Raw genomic sequence first — 22319 nt, 5'->3', positions numbered from 1 at the left:
CTCGTCTGGGCGGGCCTGCTCGATAAAACCGGGCCTGGAAAACGCCGAACGGCGCACCGCCGCCGGAGCCAAACCCTTCCAGGCCTTAAACTATGGCCCAATTCAGCCTTTCCCCGATCCCACTGGATCCGCCCGCCGTGACCAACACCCCCTTCTCCACCCTTCCCCTCCTGCCCGCCCTGCTCGACAACCTGCAAAGCCTGGGTTTCGAGCAGATGACGCCCATCCAGGCGCAGGCCCTCCCGCTCATCCTGGAAGGCCGCGACCTGATCGCGCAGGCCAAGACCGGCAGCGGCAAGACCGCGGCGTTCGGGCTGGGCGTGCTCCAGAACCTGGACGTCAACCGCCTTGTGCCGCAAGGGCTGGTGGTGTGCCCCACCCGCGAACTGGCCGACCAGGTGGCGCAGGAACTGCGGCGACTGGCGCGCCTGATTCCCAACGTGAAGATCCTGACATTGTGCGGCGGCGCCGCCGCGCGGCCGCAGGCCGAATCGCTGGCGCGCGGCACGCATCTGGTGGTGGGCACGCCGGGCCGCATCCAGGACCACCTGGAACGCGGCAGCCTGGACCTGGCCGGCCTGAACACGCTGGTGCTGGACGAAGCCGACCGCATGGTGGACATGGGCTTCTACGACGACATCGTCGCCATCGCCTCGCACTGTCCGACCAAGCGCCAGACGCTGCTGTTCTCGGCCACCTACCCCGACAACATCCGCAAGCTCAGCGCGCGCTTCCTGCGCAACCCCGCCGAGGTCAAGGTAGAAGCGCAGCACGACGCCAGCCGCATCGAACAGTTCTTCTATGAGATCCGCGAAGACGAAAGGCTGGATGCCGTGGCGAAGCTGCTGGCCCACTTCCGTCCGGTGTCCACGCTGGCCTTCTGCAATACCAAGATCCGCAGCCATGACCTGGTCGAACGCCTGCAGGCCGAAGGCATCAGCGCGCAGGCGCTCAACGGCGACCTGGAACAGCGCGAGCGCGACGAGATCCTGATCCAGTTCGCCAACCAGAGCTGCGCCGTGCTGGTCGCCACCGACGTGGCCGCGCGCGGCCTGGACATCCAGAACCTGGGCGCCGTGATCAACGTGGACGTGACCAAGGACACCGAGGTCCACGTGCACCGCATCGGCCGCAGCGGCCGCGGCGACCAGAAGGGTCTGGCGCTGAGCCTGTGCTCGCCCGAGGAAATGCGCTGGGCCAACCTGATCGAGCAGTACCAGGGCTCGCCGCTGCAATGGGCCGACCTGAAATCGCTGCGGCCCAAGGCCGACCGCCCGCTGCGGGCGCCCATGATCACACTGAACATCCAGGGCGGCAAGAAGGACAAGCTGCGCCCCGGCGACCTGCTGGGCGCCCTGACCGGCGACGGCGGCCTGACCTTCGAGCAGGTCGGCAAGATCAACATCACCGAGTTCAATTCCTACGTGGCGCTGGACCGCCAGATCGCCAAGCAGGCGTTCTCGCGCATCTCCAACAGCAACATCAAGGGGCGCCGGTTCCGCATGCGCTTCCTGGAAGAGTTCTAAGCACGGAAAGGCCGGCCGGCGCCATGGTCCGGTGGCCGGCAACCGATGGCCCGGCCGATCCGCCTGCTTGCCCCATGGCGTCCGCCGCGATGGCGATTGTCGCGGTGGCGGCTTAATGCTTGATGGTTTTGCTTGGCCTTTGCCATAATGGCGCCGCCAGCACCTGGCCGGCCCCTCTCGCGGGGGGCTGGCCGGACGCGGAACCAAAGGCAAGCGGCGCGCTCCAACCAGCGCACTGTCCCCCTTAACCATCACAAGAGAAACTCACCATGATCAAGTCCGATGACACCGGCAAGCTGATCCTGCGCCTGACCCTCGGTATCCTGATTCTGCTCCACGGCCTGGCCAAACTGACCGGCGGCGGCGTCGGCGGCATCAGCGGCATGCTGTCCTCGCACGGCTTGCCCGGCTTCCTGGCCTACGGCGCCTATGTCGGCGAGATCATCGCCCCTGTCCTGCTGATCATCGGCGTCTACACCCGCCTGGGCGGCCTGCTGGTCGCCATCAACATGGTCGTGGCGATCCTGCTTGCGCACAGCGGCCAGATCGGCGGCATCAACAATCAAGGCGGCTGGGCACTGGAACTGCAAGGCATGTTCCTGTTCACCGGCCTGGCCATCGCCTTCATGGGCGCGGGCCGTTTCAGCCTGGCCGGCAACGGCGGCCGCTGGAACTGATCACAAGCCGCCGCACCTGCCCCTCCATGGGCGGGTCGACAAGGCCAGAGGGGCCGCTCGACGAGCGGCCCCTTTCTTTTGCGCAGACATTGATACGAACGACATTGACGGTCACGCAGACGCAAACATCCGTCACCCGAAAGCTGTTTCGGAACGATTACAGTCCGGAACGCGCAGCCCCGGCTATGGCCTAATTCCTACGAGCGCAAGAAAAGGCGTGCCTCACGCCCCGCGTTCGGCAGGAGCTGCGAATGAAGAAGAGTCTGTTGTTGTTGGTGGCGATGGCAAGCGCCCTGAGCGGGTGCGTGGTGGTTCCGGCGCGGCCGGCATACTACCGTCCCGCGCCGGTCTACTACACGCCGCATTATTACTATCCGGCCTATCCCGCGCCGCATTACTACTACCGCGGGTATTGAGCCGCGAGCCCCTGCGCAAAGGAAATCTCCATGAGTCCTTGTTTCCAGATCGTCCGATTGCGTCCCTTGGCCACCGCGGCCCTGCTGGCAGCCAGCGCGACGGCTGCCGCGCAGACCTATGCGCCGCCACCCGCACCGGCCGATGCCGCCTACGATCCCGCCTACGGCAACGGCGACCCCGCCAATGCCAACCTGGCGCTGGTCGACCGCAGCCCCGAACCGCCGCCGGCGCTGCCCGTCTACGTGCAGCCCCCTGCCCCCGGCGATGGCTACCTGTGGGTGCCGGGCTACTGGAGCCGCAATCACTACGGCTTCTTCTGGGTTCCGGGCGCCTGGGTCCTGGCGCCGTACGCAGGCGCCCTCTGGACGCCCGGCTACTGGGGCTATTCCAATGGCGTGTACCTCTGGAACGCGGGCTACTGGGGCCCTCACGTGGGCTTTTACGGCGGCATCAACTACGGCTTCGGCTACACCGGGCTGGGCTACGTCGGCGGCTACTGGAAACGCGACCGCTTCTACTACAACCGGTCCGTCACGAACGTGAACGTCACGCGCGTCACCAACGTCTACAACCACACCGTCGTGGTCAACAACGTCGACAACCGGCGGGTCAGCTATCACGGCGGCCCCTCCGGCATCCGGCGCCAGGCCGACCCTCGCGAGCTCGCCGCCCGGAAGGAGCGCCACGCCCCGCCCACCGACATGCAGCGCGCCTACGTCCGCGACGCCGGCAACAACCGCGCGCAGTTCTACGACCACAACAAGGGCCGGCCGCCCCAGGCCTACCTGGACCATTCCGATAACGGCAGGCGACCCGACGGACAGAAGCCCGGCTCCGAAGGCCGCCCGGGCCGCGGCTGGGACGGCCGGGACAATGTCCGCGAAAACCGGCCGGGCGGCGGCAATGACGCGGCCCAGGACCAACGCCAGCGCGCGCAGGTGGCGCAACAGGACCGGCAACAACAGGCCCGCGACCAGCAGGCCCGGGAACAGCTGCAGCGCGACCAGCGCAGCCAGCAACAGGCACGCGAGCAACAGAGCCGCGATCAACAAGCGCGGGAACGCCAGCAGAACGACGCCCAGGCGCAGCAGCAGGCCCGCCAGCAGCAGGCCCGCGACCAACAGGCGCGCGAGCAACAGGCCCGCCAGCAGCGTGAGCGCGACGACCGGGCACGGCAGCAGACCCGCGACCGGCAGGAGCACGAGCAGCAGGCCCACCAGCAACGCCAGCGGGACCAGCAGGCGCGCCAGCAACAGCAGCGCGACCAGCAGGATCAGCAGGCCCGCCAACAGCAGCAACGCGACCAGCAAGCCCAGCAGGCCCGCCAGCAGCAGCAACGCGACCAGCAAGCCCAGCAGGCCCGCCAGCAGCAGCAACGCGACCAGCAAGCCCAGCAGGCCCGACAGCAGCAACAGCAACGCGACCAGAATCGCGGCGATGGCAACGGCCGCGGTGGCGGCGACGGCAATGGCCGCGGCGGTCCGGGCCGCGACTGAACTGGACCCATGCCATCCGCGCCGCTACAGTAGGCAACTTGCGCGGCCTTCCCGCCGCGCCTGGACTCAGGAGACTCCGATGAAGCGCCTTGCCCCGTGGTTACTGGTATGCGGCCTGCTGGCCGGTCCGTCGGCGCAGGCCGCGCTGAACGTGGGCGCCCCCGCGCCGGACTTCAGCGCCCAGGCGTCGCTGGGCGGCAACGTGTTCACCTTCAAGCTGAACGAGGCGCTCAAGCAGGGTCCGGTGGTGCTGTATTTCTTCCCGGCCGCGTTCACGCAGGGCTGCACGATCGAAGCGCACAACTTCGCCGAGGCCACGGACGAATACAAGTCGCTGGGCGCCACCGTCATCGGCGTGTCCACCGACAACATCGACACCCTCAACAAATTCTCGGTCAGCGAATGCCGCAGCAAGTTCGCCGTGGCGGCGGACGGCGACGGCAAGATCATGAAAGCGTACGACGCCGTCCACGACAGGCGTCCGGAATACGCGCAGCGCGTGTCCTACGTGATCTCGCCGGACGGCAAGATCCTGTACGAATACACGGACATGAGCCCGGAATCGCACGTCGCGAACACGATGCGCGCCCTGCGCGACTGGAAGGCCAAGAAGTAGGCGGTCAAGGACCCCCTAGTTGAAGGGCCAGACCGTCTGATGCGTGCCGGGCGGGCTGGACGGACGCGTCCAGCGCGCGGGCGTTTCGGAAAACCGCGCGGCGTGGCGCACGGCGACCAGTTCGCCGAAGCCCGACGGCACGGTTTCCAGCAGTCCGTCGAAACCGGGCATGGGACAGGCAAGCCCACCTTCCACCCGACCCAGGCCGCGCAGCCAGTGCGCGGTCTGCGCCAGCGAGACCCGCACGTGCCAGCTCCCGCCTTCGGTCGCCTGCCGCGCCAGGGCCACCTGTGCACCGAACGCCATCAGGTAGCCCGACGCGTGGTCCAGGATCTGCATCGGCATCGGCTTGGGCACTTCCTGCCCGGCGGCCTGCGCCTCCGCATGGTTGAAGCCGGTTGCCGTCTGCACCAGAGAATCGAAGCCGCGGCGGTTGGCCCAGGGGCCCGAGTTGCCATAGGCGGTGAGCGACACGTAAACGATGCCCGGGCGGATGCGCGCCGCATCCTGCGGGCCGAATCCCAGGGCGGACATCCCGCCGGGACGGTAGCCCTGCACAAAGATGTGCGCGCTGCGCAGCAGATTGCCCAGCGCGATGCGGCCATCGGCCGTGTCCAGGTCGGCAAGCACGGAAAGCTTGCCGCGGCTGGTGTCGATGATGTTGTCGATATTGGGCAGCTGCGGGGAATTGACCAGCATGACGTCGGCGCCATAGGCGGCCAGCGCCCGGCCGCAGACCGGGCCGGCGATGATGCGCGTCAGGTCCAGCACGCGGATGTCCTTCAGGGGACGGGCGTCCTGCCCGTACCTGGGCAAGGGCCTGGGGTCGGCCTCGCCGATGCGTTCGATGGTCAGCAGCGGCTGGGCAGCCACGGCCTGCGCCTGCGGATGCCGGTCCCATTCGTCGAAGCTGCGCATGGCGGACACCACCATGCCCGCATCGGCCGCCACCTGCTCGAAATCCAGGGCCTTCCAGCGCGCAAGCGCGCGCTCCACGGCCTCACGCGTGGCGCCGTCCCCGGTGGGGCACCCCAGCAGCGCCAGGGCGCCGTCGCGATGATGGGCGAAGTTGGCGTGGATGCGCACCCAGCCGCCGTCGCCGCAGCGGTACACGCCGGTGATCGGATCCCACGGATTGGGCGTGATGCCGTTGATCGTGAAATGGCTGCGGCATTCCTGCGCCGCATGCAGCATGTCCACGCTGACCTGCTGCCTGGCGCCGCCGCGCAGGTGCCAGATTTCCGCGGCCGCCAAGGCGGCCGCCGCCATGCTTGCCTGCGCCGCCGTGCCCACGGCAAAGGAAGAGGGAACGACAGGGTCGGCCCCCGTCAGCACCACGTGTTCCAGCGATTCGTCGGGCAGGTCGACGGAACGCCACAGCTTTTGCAAGACATCCCGGGACGACTTGCCGGCGGGTGTGCGTCCCTTCAGAAAGGACGGGCGGAGGTCCATCAGATTTCCCATAGCGTTTGTCTGCTCTCATCGTTTACAGCCATTACATGGCGGGGTCCCACCCGCGTCAATACGCCCGACGCCCCAGCGTGTTTCATGGTTTGACCGTCCGAAAAGCGCCCGGAGCCGCCCGAGCGCCCGCTCGGCTCTCCCCCTGCCAGCAGCCCGGCGCGGCGGGTTGCACTGCAACACCCGTCACATCTCCTCGTAGTTTTTACATCGTCTTCCAGGCCCCGCTGACCGGGGCGCCGGCCGGGCTCGGGATAGAATCCCAGCCTCGCCGGCCAGCCGCCCGACCGCGCGCCGGCTCCCCTGCCCTGGAGCCCCTTCATGAATACGCTGCTCTGGCTGCGCACCGACCTGCGCATGCACGACAACGCCGCCCTGGCCGCGGCAGCCGAAGCCGGCGCCGTTACCGCGCTGTTCCTGGCGGCGCCCGGCCAATGGCGCCTGCACGGCGATGCGCCCGCGAAGGTGGATTTCTGGCTGCGCAACCTGCGCGAGCTGTCCCAGGATCTGGGCCGGCTGGGCATTCCGCTCAAGCTGCTGACCGTCAACGACTGGAGCGAGGCGCCCAAAGCCATTGCCGGCTTTTGCCAGGCGCACGCGATCGCAGAGGTCCACGCCAATGCCGAATGGGCGGTCAACGAACGCCGCCGCGACGCCGCCGTCGCGGACAGCCTGCAGGCCATGGGCGTGGACTGGACCCTGCATCACGGCGCCACGCTGTTGCGTCCGGGCACGGTGCTGACGGGCAAGGGCGAATGCTATCGGGTCTACACCCCCTACGCCCGCACCTGCCGCGAACGCCTGCGCACCGCGCCGATCCGCGCCATCCCCGCCCCGCGCGCCCAGACGCCGCCCGACTGGGCGGCCGACCCGCTGCCCGCCTCCTTTGACGGATTCGATGCGCCGGGCGACGCCGTGCGCGCCCTCTGGCCGGCTGGCGAAACCGCCGCCGGCGACCGCCTGGCGGCCTTTGCCGACGACGCCATCGACGCCTACAAGGACGAACGCGACTTCCCGTCGCTGCCCGCCACGAGCTGCCTGTCGCCCTACCTGGCCGCGGGCGTGCTGTCGCCCGGCCAGGCCCTGCGCGCGGCGCTGGCCGCCAATCACGGCGAGCTGGACAGCGGCAAGGCCGGCGCCGCCACCTGGATCAATGAACTGCTCTGGCGCGAGTTCTACCAGCACCTGCTGGCCGCCTATCCGTCCTTGTCCATGCACCAGCCCATGAAGCCCGAAACCGCCGCCGTGCCCTGGCGCGACGCGCCGGACGACCTGGCCGCGTGGCAGCAGGGAAAGACCGGCATCCCGATCGTCGACGCCGCCATGCGCCAACTACTGGCCCTGGGCTGGATGCACAACCGGCTGCGCATGGTGACCGCCATGTTCCTGTCCAAGAACCTGCTGATCGACTGGCGGCTGGGCGAGGCCTGGTTCATGTCGCAGCTGGTGGACGGCGACCTGGCCGCCAACAACGGCGGCTGGCAATGGAGCGCCTCCACGGGCGCGGATGCCGTGCCCTACTTCCGCGTGTTCAATCCGCTGTCGCAATCGCGCAGGTTCGACCCGCACGGCGCCTTCCTGCGCGAATGGCTGCCGGAGCTGGCGCACCTGGACGACAAGGCGATCCACGATCCCAGCCCCATGGAGCGCGCCGCCGCCGGTTATCCGCAGCCCATCGTGGATCTGGCGCAAAGCCGGCTGCGCGCGCTGGAAGCCTTCGGGAACCTGCCCGCCGCGTAAGCCGCCGAACCTCCCGGTCTGTTGACGTACGTCAACGCCGCCGCCCCGCCCGTCCCGGATGATCGCGCTGCCCCCGCCCATCACAGGACGCAAGACGCATGCGCAACAACCAGCCGGTTCATGACACGGAATACACGCTGCGGGACGAGCAGTACCTGATTTCCCGCACCGATGCGCGCGGCCGCATCATCTACGCCAACCCGGCGTTCGTCGAAGTCAGCGGCTTTTCGCGCGACGAGCTCGTCGGCGCGGCGCACAACATCGTGCGCCATCCCGACATGCCGCAGGCCGCGTTCGAAGACCTGTGGCGCACCATACAACGGGGCGAGTCGTGGACGGGCGTGGTCAAGAACCGCCGCAAGGACGGCGGCTTCTATTGGGTGCTGGCCAACGTCACTCCCATCGTGGAACGCGGCGAAACCGTCTGCTATGCCTCGGTCCGCGTCAAGCCGACGCCGGCGCAGATCGAGGCCGCGGAGCACGCCTACGCGCAACTAAGCGACGGCGCCGCGCGCGGCATCCGGCTCAGCGGCGGACAGGTCAGGCCCACCGGCCTGCGGGGCGTGCTGGCGCGCCTGAAGTTCTGGCGCCTTACCGGCGTGCGTTCGCGCATGCTGGCCTGGGCGGTGCTGGCATCGTCGCTGTTCCTGGCCGCCGGCGGCGCGGCCGTGTACGGCATGGCCGACCACCTGGGCGCCGAAGGGATCGGCATCGCGGCGGCGGCGCTGGCGGGCGGCGTGCTCCTGATCTTCGCCTCGGGCTGGGGCTTTGCCCGCTCCATCGCGGGGCTGCTGGTCACCGCGACCGACTTCACGCGCCAGATCGCCGCAGGCAATCTCAGCACGCCGTTGCCGCCTGGCACGGCGCAGGACGAGATCGGCGCGCTGAAGTTCTCGCTGGAAGTCATGCGCAAGAGCCTGGTCAGCATCACGCGGGACGTGCACAACGGCATCGAAAGCGCCCTGCAGTCCGCCGCCGAGATCGCCGACGGCAACGCCGACCTGTCGGCCCACACGGAACGCCAGGCCGCGTCGCTGGAAGAAGCCGCGGCCAGCATGGAACAGCTGGCCGCCACCGTGAAGCAGAATGCCGCCAACGCGCTCGGGGCGGACACGATGGCCAGCCAGGCCAGCGACGTGGCAAGGCACGGCGGCCAGGTGGTCGACGAGGCGGCGCAGGCCATGCAGGGCATCGTGCAGAGTTCATCGCGCATCGCCGAGGTGGTGGGCCTGATCGACGGCATCGCCTTCCAGACCAACATCCTGGCGCTAAACGCCGCCGTGGAAGCGGCGCGCGCCGGCGAGGCCGGCAAGGGTTTCGCGGTTGTCGCCAGCGAAGTGCGCGGCCTGGCGCAGAAAAGCGCCGTCGCCGCGCGCGAGATCAAGGCGCTGATCGAGGCCTCCAACGAGCGGGTCGGCGACGGCGTGCGCCACGTCGGACGGGCCGGCGAAAGCATGCGCGACATCGTTGCTTCGGTGCACCAGGTGACGCGCATCATGAACGAGATCGCCGCGACCTCCTCCGAACAGCATGCCGGCATCGACAACGTCAGCCGCACGATCTCGGAAACCGACAACGCCGCGCAACGCAACGCCGCGCGTGTCGAACAGGCTTCACGCGCCGTGGAGAACCTGCGCACGCACGGCGCGCAGCTGCGCCACGCGATCGAGGTGTTCCGGGTGTCGGGCACGCATTCTGCGCCGCGCGCCGCCGCCGCATCCGCCGGACGGCTTGCCGCCCCCAGGCCTGCCATCGCGCTGGAAATGACGTAGCATGCCGGGTCGCAAATCGGACAAGGCGTCGCCCGGACCCACGACATGGACAAGCAGGCCAGGAACATACTCTTCAAGACCTACTGGAGCAGCGGCTGGATCGACCGGGCGCAGCGCCACACCGCCCCCGAGGATTTCGAATACGCAAAGTCCAGGGGGCTGATGTTCGATCCGGTCAGCCTCTCGCACGATGACTGCCTGGCGCAAACGCTGGCCCTGCGCGAGCGCATCCCGGCATCGCTGCCGGCGCGCGCGTTCCTCTGCAGCCTTTCCGCCCGCCGCCTGGACTGGCGCTCGGGCCTGGCCTCGTATCAGGTCGCCCAGGCGCTGGCGCCCCACGCCTATGCGGCCGCGATCAGCGGTGAAAGCTACGCGCCCGACGGCAGCGTCGCGCACGTCAGCCACGTCTGCGGCGTCTGCCGCGACGCCGCAGGCAGCGTGGTCGCCAAGGAATGCTACGCGGACCTCGACCTGAACGTGATGAACTTCGAACGGATCAAGTGGGGCGGCGTGCGGCACGGCATGCTTGAATACACCTGGTTCGACCTGCGCGAACTGGCGGCCGCCGATATCCCCGCGCCCACCGCGCAGGACATCGCCTTGTTCCGGGAAATCCTGGCCGTCGCCGCCTCCTGCGACGCCAAAGATGGCCCCGGCGCGCTGGAGCAGAAGCTCAAGACCGTGGTCGCGTCATCGAAGTCCGAACGCCAGATGCTGATCGACATCCTGGCCTGCGCGGACGTGCTGCGCCCGCTGTCGTACGACCGCCGCGTGCCCGGCCGCAGCGACTGGCGCTATGCGGCAGCCTGGCGCGGCGAGGACGGCTATTCGGAGGACGCCGTGCAGCGCTGCTTCGGCGATTTTCTCTAGGCCCGCCGCGGGCGCTCAGGCGCCCGCCGCCTCTTTGTCCAGGCGCTTGATGAACACCTGCAGTTCCTTCACGACCTGCTGGTCGCCCCGGGCGTGGGCCGCCTGCAGGCCGGACTCCCAGGCGGCGCGCGCGCCGTCCTTGTCGCCCAGCCCCAGGTAAGCCTTGCCCAGCCATTTCCACGCCACCGAATAGGCGGGATCGAACGCCAGCGCCGCCCGCAGATGCGCTTGCGCCTCACGGTAGCAGGCCTGCTCGGCATAGGCCTTGCCCAGCGAAAAGCGCAGCAGCATGTTGTCCGTGCCCTTGGCCAGCATCGCCTCCAGGCGTTCCGTCATTCCTTCCATACTGTGGCTCCTTTTCCCTGGCGCATCCGGCAATAACGCATGATAGGACCGCCGCGGCTCACGGGCCGCAAAGCCCCCGCAGGCACTGGGGCCGGACGCGGACGCCGCCGGATCGCAAGCGCTTGCGGGAGCCATCCGGGATCAGCGGATCCTTGCGCCGCATCCATGCCCCGCGCGGCCGGCGGCGCTACACTCGCTGGGTGATTCCGCGTCGACGCGCCGCGTCCCCGACGCACACTCCAGGAGCCCGCATGACCACGATCCACGATTTCTCCGCCCGCGACATCGACGGCGCGGAACAGTCTCTTGCCGCCTATCGCGGCCGCGTGCTGCTGGTGGTGAACGTCGCGTCCAAGTGCGGCTTCACGCCGCAATACGCGGGACTCGAGGAACTGTACCGTTCGTTCCACGACGACGGCCTGACCGTGCTGGGCTTTCCCTGCGACCAGTTCGGCCACCAGGAACCCGGCAACGAAGCCGAGATCCGCGATTTCTGCAGCATGCAGTACGACATCACCTTCCCGCTGTTCGCCAAGATCAACGTCAACGGCACGGACGCCCATCCGCTCTACCAGTGGCTCAAGGGCGAAAAGCCTGGCGTCTTCGGCACCGAAGGCATCAAGTGGAACTTCACCAAGTTCCTGGTGGGGCGCGACGGCCAGGTCATCAAGCGCTATGCGCCCACCGACACGCCGGCCGGCATCCGCGACGACATCGCCAAGGCCCTGTCCGCGCCCGTCTGACGCGCTAACGCAGCGGCGGCAGCCGCCGGCGCACGGTGTGCGCCTTGACGATGGACGTGTTGGTTTCGGCAAATTCGGTCACGCGGTCCAGGATGCCGTCCAGGTGCGAGATCGACCTGAGCACCATGCGGGCGATGAAGCAGTCGTCGCCCGTCACCTTGTCGCATTCCACAAATTCCGGAATGTCCTGGATCACGCCTTCCACGTGGCGCAGCTGTCCGGGCAACGGCCGGATGCGCACGATGGCTTCCAGCCCGTAGCCCAGCGCCACCGGGTCCACATCCAACGTGTAGGCGCGGATCACCCCCGATTCCTCCAGGCGCCGCAGGCGGTCCGCCACGCTGGGCGCGGACATGCCGACCTGCCGGGCCAGATCGGCCGTGGTCGTGCGCGCATTGGCCGACAGCATCTCCACGAGACGGCGGTCGATGCCGTCCAGCACCGGGTTTTCATTTTTTAGGTCGTTTTGCATAAATTCCACCTAAAGGAAGGTTGAATCATCAAAGTGCCACGACAACATCATATAAGCAGTTCGAAGCGCCTGGGATAATTTCTCCATCGAACATCGGGGCCGCAGGGCCTGTGGAGAAACATCATGATCCCCTCGACTGAACGCGTCGGCCTTGCGCAAATGGCGGCTGCCATGACCCTGTCGGGCACGCTGGGCGTGTTTGTGCTGGAATCGGGCCAGAGCGCCTGGAACGTCGTCTTCTTCCGCTGCGTCTTCGGCGCGCTGTCGCTCTTTCTGTATTGCTGGGCCCGGGGCCTGCTCAAGCCCGGCCTCTTCACGGCCCGGACGCTGGCCCTGGCGCTGGGCGCGGGCGCGGCCCTGGTCCTGAACTGGGTGCTGCTGTTCTCGGCCTACCGGCTGGCTTCCATTTCGCTCGCCACCGCCGTCTACAACGTGCAGCCCTTCTTCCTGATCGGCCTGGGCGTGCTGTTCCTGGGCGAACGCCCGTCGCGCGGCAAGCTGGCCTGGTCGGTGGTGGCCTTTGCCGGCCTGCTGCTGGTGCTGCGGCTGGGCGATACGGGCGCCGCGGGCGGCAGCGCCTACCTGTCGGGCCTGATGCTGGGGCTGGGCGCGGCCGCGCTCTATGGCATCACCGCCATCATCGTCAAGCGCCTGAAGGGCATCCCGCCCCAGGTGCTCGCCCTGGTGCAGGTAACGCTGGGCGCGGTCATGCTGCTGCCCATGGCCGACTTCAACGCCCTGCCCGCCCAGCCCGTGCAATGGGGATACCTGGTGGCGCTGGGCCTCATCCACACCTGCCTGATGTACATCCTGATGTACTCGGCCATCCAGAAGCTGCCCACCACCTCCACCGCCGCGCTGAGCTTCATCTACCCGGCCGTCGCCATCCTGCTGGACTTCGTGGTCTACGGCCACCGCATGGACGCCTCGCAGATCGCGGGAGTTGCGCTGATCTTCCTGGCCGCCGCGGCCGTCAGCCTGAACTGGACCTGGCGCCTGCCGGGCAGCCCGCGCGCAGGCGCGGCCTGAGCACGCGGGGCCGGGACCGCGGGCAAACCCGCACCCGGTCCCCGGTTATTCAGGGGTCTGTCCGGCATGCCCCGCTATCATGGCCTTCCGAACCGCGGGCTCCGGCCCGCGGCGCCATGACGACAGGACACCCCCATGATCGATCTCTATTACTGGACTACCCCCAACGGTCACAAGATCACGCTGTTCCTCGAAGAAACCGGCCTGCCCTACAAGATCCACCCCGTGAACATCGGCCGGGGCGACCAATTCAAGCCCGAATTCCTGGCCATCGCGCCCAACAACCGCATCCCCGCGATCGTGGACCAGGCGCCCGCCGACGGCGGCGCGCCGATCCCGCTGTTCGAGTCCGGCGCCATCCTGCTCTACCTGGCCGAAAAGACCGGCCGCTTCCTGCCTGCCGACGTGCGCGGCCGCGCCGAAGTCTCCCAATGGCTCTTCTGGCAGATGGGCGGCCTGGGCCCCATGGCCGGCCAGAACCACCACTTCTCGGGCTACGCGCAGGAACGCATTGCCTACGCCATCGACCGCTACGTCAAGGAAACCAACCGCCTGTACGGCGTGTTGAACAAGCGCCTGGCGGACCGCGAATTCGTGGCCGGCGACTACTCCATCGCGGACATGGCGGCGTATCCCTGGATCGTGCCCCACGCCAAGCAGGGCCAGGACCTGAACGACTTCCCGCACCTGAAGCGCTGGTTCGACGCCATCCGCGCGCGCCCCGCCACGCAGCGTGCGTACGCGCTGGCCGACACGATCAACACCGCGCCGTCGGTCAGCGACGAGGAATCCCGCCGCATCCTGTTCGGCCAGACCGCCCAGAACGTCGCCCGCTGATTCCAAGGAAGCGCCATGACCGACCTGCAACTGGTTTTCCGCCGCGCGCGCCTGGCGGATCTGCCCGCCATCGTGGCGATGCTTGCCGACGATGCGCTGGGCGCGGCGCGCGAGGACGCGTCCATCCCGCTGAATCCGGCCTACACCGCCGCATTTGGCGCAATCCAGCAGGATCCCAACCAATTCCTGGCCGTGGTTGAGCAGGATTCACAAGTGGTAGGCTGTTTGCAGTTATCGTTCATACCCGGCTTGTCGCGGCTGGGGCAGTGGCGGGGTCAGATCGAAAGCGTGCGCATCGCTTCCTCGTTCCGCGGCGCCGGCCTGGGCCGCGCCATGTTCGAATGGGCAATAGAACAGTGCCGCACCCAGGGGTGCGGGCTGGTCCAGCTGACCACCGACCGCGCCCGTCCCGACGCGCGCCGGTTCTACGAAAGTCTGGGTTTCAAGGCCAGCCACGACGGCATGAAGCTCAGCCTGTAATGTCTTGTTTTCAAGGAGCGCCCATGCATGGCGAATACAAAGTCCCCGGCGGCAAGCTGGTCGTCGCGGATCTGGAAGTGCGGGACGGCCGCCTGGCCGACGTGCGCATCAGCGGCGACTTCTTCCTGGAGCCGCCCGAAGCGCTGGAGGCCATCAACCGCGGCCTGAACGGCATGCCCGCCGACGCGGGCGAACTGGAACTTGCGGTGGCGGTGCAATCCGCGTTGCCGGCCGATGCCGAAATGTTCGGCTTCTCCGCCGAAGCCGTGGCCGTGGTGCTGCGGAGGGCCCTTGCATGACCCGCACCGACTGGAACGACTACGACTGGCAATTGATCCATGAAGGCCCGCAGGCGCCCGCGCTGCACATGGCGCTGGACGCCGTCATCACCGACGAAGTCGGCGCCGGCCAGCGTCCGCCCACCCTGCGCATCTGGGAATGGTCCGCGCCCGCCGTCGTGATCGGCCGCTTCCAATCCCTGAAGAACGAGGTCGATCCCGAGGGCGCACGGCGCCACGGCATCGAGGTCGTGCGCCGCGTCAGCGGCGGCGGCGCGATGTTCATCGAACCCGGCAACTCCATCACCTATTCGCTGAGCGCGCCCCAGGCCCTGGTCCACGGCATGAGCTTCCAGGAGTCCTATGCGTTCCTGGACGCCTGGGTGCTGACCGCCCTGCAGGGCCTGGGCATCAAGGCCTGGTATCAGCCCCTGAACGACATCGCCTCGGACATCGGCAAGATCGGCGGGGCCGCCCAGGCCCGCCGCGCCGGCGCCGTGCTGCATCACGTCACCATGTCCTACGACATCGACGCCGATAAAATGGTCGAGGTCTTGCGCATCGGGCGCGAGAAGCTGTCCGACAAGGGCACCACCAGCGCGAAGAAGCGCGTCGATCCGCTGCGGACGCAGACCGGGCTTGCGCGCGAAGTCATCATCGACCGCATGGTGGAAACTTTTGCGGGGCTGCATCGTCTGACTCCGGGGCTGGTGGGCAGCGACACGCTGGCGCGCGCGCAGGCGCAGGCCGACGAAAAGTTCTCCACCGCGGAATGGACGGGTGTCGTGCCCTGAAGGCGGCGCCCTGGTTTTCTGGAGGTAATTCAATGCGTCGCACGTTCACGCCGCAAGGCGCGATAAGCGGTCTGATCCTGGGCGCTGCCCTGCTCGCGCTCGCGGGCTGCGGCAGCACGCCGCCGTCGAACATCACCCTGGCGTCGCCGGACGCCAAGTCGTCCGCCACGCCGGAAAAAGTGGGCGACCTGTCGACCGAGCGCATCAAGTGGGCGTCCAGCAAGCCCGGCTGCGACGGCGACTGCCCGCGCATTGAAATCGACAGCGTGGCCTTTCCGGGCATCCCCAAGCTGACGGCGCTGGTCGACCACGTACTGGCCTACATGACGGGCACCGACGCCAACCGCCGCGGTCCCTACGACACCCTGTCGGAATACACGAAGTACTTCTGGTCGACCGCGCGCCCCCGCGACGCGACCTACTTCAAGGCCAGCGTGAAGGACACCGTGGGCGACGTCGTGTCCATCGAACTGCATACCGAACAGTTCCTGACCGGCGCCGCGCACGGCATACCGGCCACGCAGTACCTCAACTGGGAGCGCAGCCGCGGCCGCGTGATGAGCCTGGACGAAGCGCTGATCCCCGGCCGGCGCGCCGAATACGTGGCCGCCCTGCAGCGGGCGCACACGAAGTGGCTGGCAGGCAACCCCGACGCCAAACGTGATCCGGCGTCCTACAACAAGATGTGGCCCTTCCAGGAAAGCGACAACTTTGCGCTGACGCGGGACGGCATCGTCGTCAAGTACGACGCCTATTCGATCGCGCCGTATTCGCACGGCGAGCCCGAACTGGCGATACCCTATGCGGACCTGCGGGGCATCCTGAAACCGGAGCTGCTGCCGGCGTCGTAGAGGCGGAACCGCGGCTTGCGTCGCAAGCCCGGAACCGGACGCGCGAACGTGGCACACAACCCGGGCGCACAGCCGGACACAAAACCGGACGCACAAACCGGACGCACAAATGGGAATCGCCCCTTTCGGGGCGATTCCTTTTTTTGTCTCTCTCGCCTCCTCGGCAATGCGCGGCAAAGCGCATTGCCGATTCAGTCTTTACGGATACAGGCCGCGCACCTGGCGCGCCTGCAGGATGCGCGTGCAAGCCACGATGAACGCCGCGGTGCGCAGCGTCACCTTGTGTTCGCGGGCCACTTGCGCCACCGATGCATAGGCTTCGCGCATCAGGCGTTCCAGGCGCTGGTTGATTTCCTCTTCGCTCCAGAAGAAGCTGGAGAAGTCCTGCACCCATTCGAAGTAGCTGACCGTCACGCCGCCGGCGTTGGCCAGCACGTCGGGCACCACATAGACGCCGTTTTCGGCCAGGATGTCGTCCGCTTCCGGGGTGGTCGGGCCGTTGGCGCCTTCGACCACGATCTTGGCGCGCACCTTGGCGGCGTTGTCCACCGTGATCTGGCTTTCCAGGGCTGCCGGGATCAGGAATTCGGTTTCCAGCGTCCAGAACTCGTTCTTGTCCAGCGCCTGGCCGCCCGAGAAGCCGCCCACGCCGCCGGTCTGCGACACGTGCGACAGCAGCTTGTGCACGTCCAGGCCCGCGGGATTGTGCACGGTGCCGGTGTGGTCCTGCGCGGCGATGACCTTGGCGCCGGCTTCATGGAACAGGCGGGCGGCCGTGCCGCCCACGTTGCCGAAGCCCTGCACGACGACGCGCGCCTTGGAGACATCGATGTTCTGGTCGCGCGCGGCTTCGCATGCCACGACGAACACGCCGCGGCCGGTGGCCTCGACGCGGCCCAGGCTGCCGCCCAGCGCGATGGGCTTGCCCGTCACCACGCCGGTGGCGGTGGCGCCTTCGTTCATGGAATACGTGTCCATCATCCAGGCCATGGTCTGGGCGTTGGTGTTCACGTCAGGCGCGGGAATGTCCTTGGAGGGTCCGATGATGACGCCGATTTCGCTGGTGTAGCGGCGCGTCATGCGCTCGAGTTCAGACGCGGAGAGCTTGCGCGGATCGACCCGCACGCCGCCCTTGGCGCCGCCGTAGGGCAGGTTCACCGCGGCGTTCTTGACCGACATCCAGGCGGCCAGCGCCATCACTTCGGACAGCGTGACGTCCTGGTGGAAGCGCACCCCGCCCTTGCCCGGGCCGCGCGACACGTTGTGCTGCACGCGGTAGCCCTCGAAGTGGGCGATGGTGCCGTTGTCCAGTTCGATCGGCACGTCAACGATCAGCGAGCGCTTCGGACGCTTCAGCGTCTCGACCCACCGGCTCAGGGAACCGAGGTACGGCGTAACCCGGTCGACTTGTTGCAGGTAATTACCCCAGGGGCCGAGGTCATCGGCATTCAGATAAGACGGCAAGGCATGGGTGGGAGTTTGAGACATGAGCATGCTCTCCTGACAAAGTTGCGCCATTTTATCCACGAAAATCATAGCGTCCCTATTTAAAGTTTAAATATTTTAAATGGGGACGTATATATGTTGCGGATACCGAACGGGTCGCAGACCGGCCCTGAAGGTCCTTCTATCCTAAGTCGCCATTCCGCACGCGTCCACCCTCCGGGCGCCCGCATCCGCCGCCTGGATGACGGCCCCCACCCCGCCACACCTCCCATCCAAATAAAAAAGGGCGGATTCCAAAGAATCCGCCCCCCACTCAAATCACCCCGCGACGCGTGCCGCAGGCCGTCACGCCGACATCAGCTGCCACGCCAGCCGCGCCGCCGCGCGCGCGCCGTGGCCGTCGATATCGAACGCCGGGTTGAATTCCGCCATGTCGGCCAGTCGCAGCTTGCCGCTGGCCTTGACCCGCAAGACGATTTCCTCGATCACCGCCATCGGCACCCCATAGGGCGCCGGCGCGGATACGCCCGGCATGACGGCCGCCGGCAGGACGTCCAGGTCGATCGTCAGGTACACGTGCCGCGCCCGGGCCAGCAAGGCGTCGACATTGGCCAGCCGCGCCTCGAGGTGGCGCTCCTGCATGTCGCGGTCTTCCACCCAGACAGCGCCCACTTCCGCGGCGCGCGCGTACAGCGCGGGCGTATTGGCCAGCCGCGACACGCCCAGGCAGGCGTACTGCAATGCCTGTCCGCGCGCTTCGCAATCGCGGGCGATCTGGTCGAACGGCGTGCCCGAACTGCCTGGCCGCCCGGTGCGCAGGTCGAAGTGCGCGTCCAGGTTCAGCACCAGCACGGGACCGGTATCGCCGCGCGCCTCCAGCCAGCGCTTCAGGCCCTGAAAGCTGCCCCACGCGATCTCGTGCCCGCCGCCCAGCACCACCGGCCGCGCGCCCTGCTCCATCAATCCCGCCACGCGCAGGCCCAGCCGTTCCTGGGCGTCTTCCAGTTCATCCCCCTGGCAAGCCACGTCGCCCGCATCCAGCAGGCGGGTCAGGCCATGCGCGGGCAGTCCCGCCATGAACTTGCGAATGCCCGCAGGACCCGCGGCCGCGCCCAGGCGGCCCTGGTTGCGCGCAACCCCCGCGTCGCAGGCAAAGCCCAGCAGCACGGCCTCGCCGCGCTTGGCCTGCCCGGCCTCCGGCTCGACGATATGCGCCAGCCGGCGCGTGTCGCCCTGCTCGGCGCTGTCGTCGCGCGCCTTCCAGAGGCTCTTGTCCAGTTGCGCCACGCTCATGCCGCCGCTCCCGGACCGGCGCTCAGGACCGCCTGCAGGAATTCCCGGGTGCGGGCCTCGCGCGGCTGGCTGAAGATGACCTCCGGCGGGCCGGATTCGAGAATGACGCCGCCGTCCATCACGGCCACCATGTCCGCCACGTCGCGGGCAAAGCCCATTTCGTGCGTCACGACCATCATGGTCATGCCCTCGCGGGCCAGCAGCTTCATGACCTGCAGCACCTCGCCCACCAGCTCGGGATCCAGCGCCGACGTCGGCTCGTCGAACAGCATGACCTGCGGCTGCATGGCCAGCGCGCGCGCAATCGCGACGCGCTGCTTCTGCCCGCCGGACAGGCTGGCCGGCATGGCCGACATCTTCTGCGACAGGCCGACCTTGTTGAGCAGGTCGGCAGCCAGGGCGTTGGCTTCCTCGCGGCCCATGCCGCGCAGCTTGCGCGGACCGACCGTCACGTTGTCCAGCACCGACAGGTGCGGGAACAGGTTGAAGCCCTGGAACACCATCCCCACCTGCATGCGCAGCTGGTTCAGCTCGGCCTCGGGCAGCATCTGGCCATGGTCCTGCAGCGTCTGGCCGCAAATCTCCACGGTGCCGCCCTGCGCCACCTCCAGGCCGTTGCAGCAGCGCAGCAAGGTGCTCTTGCCCGAGCCGCTGGGCCCGATGACCACCACCACCTGCGACGGCAGCACATCGAAATCGATGCCGCGCAGGACGGCGTGGTCGCCGTAGGACTTGTGCAGGCCGCGGATGCGGATCATTTCTTTGGCGTGGCTCATTGCACCATCCCTCCGGCGCGCAGGTGCTGTTCCACCTTGCGCAAAATCACCATGGCGACCGTGGTCAGGACCAGATAGATCAGCGCCACCACCAGGTAGGTTTCCAGCGAGCGATACGACACGCTGATGATCTTCTGCCCTTCGTGCATCAGATCGTGAATGGTCAGCAGCGACACCAGCGCGGAGTTCTTGATCAGCGCGATGAATTCGTTGCCCAGCGGCGGGATCATGCGCACCACCGCCTGCGGCAGGATGATGATGCGCATGGCCTGGCCGGACGACATGCCCAGCGACCGCGCCGCTTCCGTCTGGCCGCGGTCCACCGACTGGATCGCGCCCCGCACGATTTCCGACACGTACGCACCCGAGTACATACCCAGGCCGATCACGCCGCAGGCGAAGGCCGGCAGCGTCACCCCGAACTGCGGCAAGCCGAAGAACCAGATGAACAGCTGCACCAGCAGCGGCGTGCCGCGGAAGAACAGCAGGTACGTGCTGCACAGGTGATAGATGACGCGGCGTTGCGGGTTGAGGCGGCCGACGCCGACCAGCAGGCCCATCACGCAGCCCAGCAGCAAGGCGCCGGCGGTCACCTCGACGGTGACCAGCGCGCCACGCAGCAGCGCGTCGAAATCGGCGAAGACGGGAGCAAATTCCAGGTTCATTTCGCGGGCGCCTCGAACCACTTGTTCACGATGGCCTGGTAGCTGCCGTCAGCCTTGAGCTTCTGCAGCGCGGCGTTCAGGTCGCGCGTCAGCTCGGGCTTGTTCTTCGGCACGGCGATGCCGTAGTCCTCGGTCGTCACCTGCTCGTTCAGCACGGTCAGGCCCGTGGTGCTCTGCGCGAACAGCTTGGCGGCGGGCTTGCCCGTCACGGCCGCATCGGCGCGGCCGATCTGCACCAGGTTGAACATTTCCTGGTTCTTCTCGACTTCCACGCGCTGCACCTTCGGGAAGTGTTCCTTCAGGTAATTGACCGACTTGGTGCCGACCTGCACGGACACCTTGCGGCTGTCCAGGTCCTTCAGCGTCTTGATCGGACCGTCGGCCTTGGTCAGGACCACCAGGCCGCCCGCATAGTAGGGATCGGTGAAGTCGACGACCTTGCTGCGCTCGGGCGTGATGTAGATGGCGGACACGGCGATGTCGGCACGGCCGGCCTGCAGGGCGGGAATCAGCCCCTTGAAGTCGATGTCGATCCATTCGACTTTCTTGCCCATCGCGCCGGCCAGCGCTTCGACGAGTTCAATGTCGAAGCCGGTGCGCTTGCCGTCCTTGACGAACTCCATCGGCGGGAAGGTGGCGTCCGTGACGGCGCGAATGGTTTCCTGGGCATGCGCGGAACCGGCGGCCCAGGCCAGGCTCAGGGTCAGGGCGGCGGTCAGCAATGTGCGGCGAGTGGTCATGGTGGGTCCTATGGATATGGGTAGGTACGGTTTTCGTTGCGGCTAGGGACTGGCTAAGGGTGCAGCGTGTAATCCGGTATGGCGGCGGCCTGGCGGTCAGGCGGACTTCAATCGTTCGGAAATGCGGCGGGCGGCGGCCACGGTCATGTCGATCAGCGCGTCCGGGCGTTGCGCGGCCCGCGTGGACGGCGCCATCAGGGTGATGGAGGCGACGGCCTGGTGGGCGCGCTGGAAGATCGGAACGCTGACCCCCCACACGCCGGCATCGACCTCGCTGTCGGTCACGGCGTAGCCCTGCTCGCGGATGGCTTCCAGTTCGCCGGCCAGCCGGCCGGCATCCACGCCGGCTTCGGCGGCCAGGTAGGCCAGCGCAGCCTGAAGGCGGGCATGCGGCATGAATGCCAGCAGGGACTTGGCCGACGCGCCGCGCGCCAGGGGCAGCCCGCGGCCTTTGGTGAACGAGCAGCGCAGCGGGTGCTGGCTTTCCACCATGTCCAGGCAGACGGCCTGATCCTTGACGGCCACCAGCAGGCCGATGGTTTCGCCGGACGCCGCCGCCAACGCCGCCATGTCCGGCTGCGCTTCGTGAATCAGGAAGGAAGACTGGTCAAAGCCCCAGGCCAGCTGCACGCAGAGCGGTCCGGGTCCGTATTCGCCCTCGTGCTCGGCAACGAACCCCCAGCGCTTGAGCAGCGCGACCTGCCGGTAAAGCGTGCTCTGCGCCAGGCCGGTTTTTTCGGCCAGGGCGGCGATGCTGAGCGGGCCGTCGTGCCGGGCCAGGGTGGCCAGCACATACAGGACGCGATCCGCGCCCGCCCCTACGGACGTATCCGACATAAGCATTCATCTCCCAGCAATATGGCGGCGAGATTATCAACTTATGGTTTTGCGTCCTTGATTTTTTCCCACCTACTGAGAATCACAAGGGAAAACCCCGAAACACAGGCCAAAAAAAACCCGCCTCAGGCGGGTTTTCAGCGACTGCGGGGCTGCGC

At 67.7% G+C, this 22319-nt stretch carries 24 protein-coding genes; 15 read left to right on the top strand and 9 right to left on the bottom strand.

Features of this window, described 5'->3' with window-relative positions; genetic code table 11:
- The first annotated feature begins 137 nt into the window (after positions 1–137).
- From dbpA to ABE485_RS23970, 5 genes are all read left to right on the top strand, one after another.
- Positions 138–1526 (top strand): ATP-dependent RNA helicase DbpA, encoded by a 1389-nt coding sequence (dbpA, locus tag ABE485_RS23990; protein ID WP_346517747.1) that lies wholly within the window; start codon positions 138–140, stop codon positions 1524–1526.
- 269 nt (positions 1527–1795) lie between these two features.
- On the top strand, positions 1796–2203 hold the full coding sequence (locus tag ABE485_RS23985) for a DoxX family protein (RefSeq protein WP_346517746.1): 408 nt from the start codon (positions 1796–1798) through the stop codon (positions 2201–2203).
- Positions 2204–2454: 251 nt separating this feature from the next.
- Entirely contained in the window at positions 2455–2619 is a 165-nt protein-coding gene (locus ABE485_RS23980) for a hypothetical protein (RefSeq protein ID WP_346517745.1), read from the top strand.
- A gap of 30 nt (positions 2620–2649) precedes the next feature.
- Positions 2650–4116 carry an adenylate cyclase gene (locus ABE485_RS23975; RefSeq protein WP_346517744.1) on the top strand — a complete coding sequence of 489 codons (1467 nt, stop codon included), beginning with the start codon at positions 2650–2652 and terminating at the stop codon, positions 4114–4116.
- Between the two features lie 79 nt (positions 4117–4195).
- Complete coding sequence (locus tag ABE485_RS23970; protein WP_346517743.1) at positions 4196–4732, top strand: peroxiredoxin; 537 nt, start codon at positions 4196–4198, stop codon at positions 4730–4732.
- 15 nt (positions 4733–4747) lie between these two features.
- Here ABE485_RS23970 and ABE485_RS23965 read toward each other — a convergent pair whose 3' ends face one another.
- Positions 4748–6196 (bottom strand): CoA transferase, encoded by a 1449-nt coding sequence (locus tag ABE485_RS23965; RefSeq protein WP_346517742.1) that lies wholly within the window; start codon positions 6194–6196, stop codon positions 4748–4750.
- 318 nt (positions 6197–6514) lie between these two features.
- On the opposite strand from ABE485_RS23965, the gene phrB reads away from it, so the two are divergent.
- The 3 genes from phrB to ABE485_RS23950 all read left to right on the top strand — a co-directional run bounded on the left by phrB (position 6515) and on the right by ABE485_RS23950 (position 10575).
- Positions 6515–7933 (top strand): deoxyribodipyrimidine photo-lyase, encoded by a 1419-nt coding sequence (gene phrB, locus ABE485_RS23960; protein WP_346517741.1) that lies wholly within the window; start codon positions 6515–6517, stop codon positions 7931–7933.
- Between the two features lie 98 nt (positions 7934–8031).
- A complete protein-coding gene (locus ABE485_RS23955; protein ID WP_346517740.1) occupies positions 8032–9705 on the top strand; it encodes a methyl-accepting chemotaxis protein in 1674 nt (557 codons plus the stop codon).
- 45 nt (positions 9706–9750) lie between these two features.
- A complete protein-coding gene (locus tag ABE485_RS23950) occupies positions 9751–10575 on the top strand; it encodes a hypothetical protein (protein ID WP_346517739.1) in 825 nt (274 codons plus the stop codon).
- A gap of 15 nt (positions 10576–10590) precedes the next feature.
- On the opposite strand, the gene ABE485_RS23945 is transcribed toward ABE485_RS23950, so the two are convergent.
- Entirely contained in the window at positions 10591–10920 is a 330-nt protein-coding gene (locus tag ABE485_RS23945) for a tetratricopeptide repeat protein (protein ID WP_346517738.1), read from the bottom strand.
- Positions 10921–11171: 251 nt separating this feature from the next.
- On the opposite strand from ABE485_RS23945, the gene ABE485_RS23940 reads away from it, so the two are divergent.
- Positions 11172–11663, top strand: coding sequence for a glutathione peroxidase (locus tag ABE485_RS23940; protein WP_346517737.1), 492 nt, complete (start codon positions 11172–11174; stop codon positions 11661–11663).
- Between the two features lie 4 nt (positions 11664–11667).
- Here the strand turns inward: ABE485_RS23940 and ABE485_RS23935 are convergent, their stop codons facing one another.
- Positions 11668–12135, bottom strand: a complete 468-nt coding sequence (locus ABE485_RS23935; protein WP_346517736.1) for an Lrp/AsnC family transcriptional regulator — start codon at positions 12133–12135, stop codon at positions 11668–11670.
- A 123-nt stretch (positions 12136–12258) separates the two neighbouring features.
- Here ABE485_RS23935 and ABE485_RS23930 point away from each other — a divergent pair, with 123 nt between their 5' ends.
- The 6 genes from ABE485_RS23930 to ABE485_RS23905 all read left to right on the top strand — a co-directional run bounded on the left by ABE485_RS23930 (position 12259) and on the right by ABE485_RS23905 (position 16404).
- The gene (locus ABE485_RS23930) at positions 12259–13164 is read left to right on the top strand and encodes a DMT family transporter (RefSeq protein ID WP_346517735.1); all 906 of its coding nucleotides are present in this window, start codon (positions 12259–12261) and stop codon (positions 13162–13164) included.
- Between the two features lie 135 nt (positions 13165–13299).
- A complete protein-coding gene (locus ABE485_RS23925) occupies positions 13300–14001 on the top strand; it encodes a glutathione binding-like protein (RefSeq protein WP_346517734.1) in 702 nt (233 codons plus the stop codon).
- 15 nt (positions 14002–14016) lie between these two features.
- Complete coding sequence (locus ABE485_RS23920) at positions 14017–14481, top strand: GNAT family N-acetyltransferase (protein ID WP_346517733.1); 465 nt, start codon at positions 14017–14019, stop codon at positions 14479–14481.
- Between the two features lie 23 nt (positions 14482–14504).
- Entirely contained in the window at positions 14505–14780 is a 276-nt protein-coding gene (locus ABE485_RS23915; RefSeq protein WP_008162345.1) for a lipoate protein ligase C-terminal domain-containing protein, read from the top strand.
- Entirely contained in the window at positions 14777–15553 is a 777-nt protein-coding gene (locus ABE485_RS23910; protein WP_346517732.1) for a lipoate--protein ligase family protein, read from the top strand. Before ABE485_RS23915 ends, ABE485_RS23910 begins: the two co-directional genes overlap by 4 nt.
- 32 nt (positions 15554–15585) lie before the next feature.
- The gene (locus ABE485_RS23905) at positions 15586–16404 is read left to right on the top strand and encodes an RsiV family protein (RefSeq protein WP_346517731.1); all 819 of its coding nucleotides are present in this window, start codon (positions 15586–15588) and stop codon (positions 16402–16404) included.
- Positions 16405–16602: 198 nt separating this feature from the next.
- Here the strand turns inward: ABE485_RS23905 and ABE485_RS23900 are convergent, their stop codons facing one another.
- The 6 genes from ABE485_RS23900 to ABE485_RS23875 form a co-directional block, all read right to left on the bottom strand.
- On the bottom strand, positions 16603–17892 hold the full coding sequence (locus ABE485_RS23900) for a Glu/Leu/Phe/Val family dehydrogenase (RefSeq protein ID WP_346517730.1): 1290 nt from the start codon (positions 17890–17892) through the stop codon (positions 16603–16605).
- Positions 17893–18195: 303 nt separating this feature from the next.
- Positions 18196–19143, bottom strand: a complete 948-nt coding sequence (gene hutG / locus ABE485_RS23895) for a formimidoylglutamase (protein WP_346517729.1) — start codon at positions 19141–19143, stop codon at positions 18196–18198.
- On the bottom strand, positions 19140–19919 hold the full coding sequence (locus ABE485_RS23890) for an amino acid ABC transporter ATP-binding protein (RefSeq protein ID WP_346517728.1): 780 nt from the start codon (positions 19917–19919) through the stop codon (positions 19140–19142). Before ABE485_RS23890 ends, hutG begins: the two co-directional genes overlap by 4 nt.
- Positions 19916–20584 carry an amino acid ABC transporter permease gene (locus ABE485_RS23885; protein WP_346517727.1) on the bottom strand — a complete coding sequence of 223 codons (669 nt, stop codon included), beginning with the start codon at positions 20582–20584 and terminating at the stop codon, positions 19916–19918. Before ABE485_RS23885 ends, ABE485_RS23890 begins: the two co-directional genes overlap by 4 nt.
- Entirely contained in the window at positions 20581–21324 is a 744-nt protein-coding gene (locus ABE485_RS23880; RefSeq protein WP_346517726.1) for a transporter substrate-binding domain-containing protein, read from the bottom strand. The genes ABE485_RS23885 and ABE485_RS23880 overlap by 4 nt, the downstream gene beginning before the upstream one ends.
- A 96-nt stretch (positions 21325–21420) precedes the next feature.
- Positions 21421–22161 (bottom strand): IclR family transcriptional regulator, encoded by a 741-nt coding sequence (locus tag ABE485_RS23875; protein WP_346517725.1) that lies wholly within the window; start codon positions 22159–22161, stop codon positions 21421–21423.
- Between the last annotated feature and the right edge of the window lie 158 nt (positions 22162–22319).

The sequence above is a fragment of the Achromobacter spanius genome, from assembly GCF_039673305.1.
Lineage (GTDB): Bacteria > Pseudomonadota > Gammaproteobacteria > Burkholderiales > Burkholderiaceae_B > Achromobacter > Achromobacter spanius_F.
This window is presented reverse-complemented; position numbering and strand designations above follow the sequence as displayed.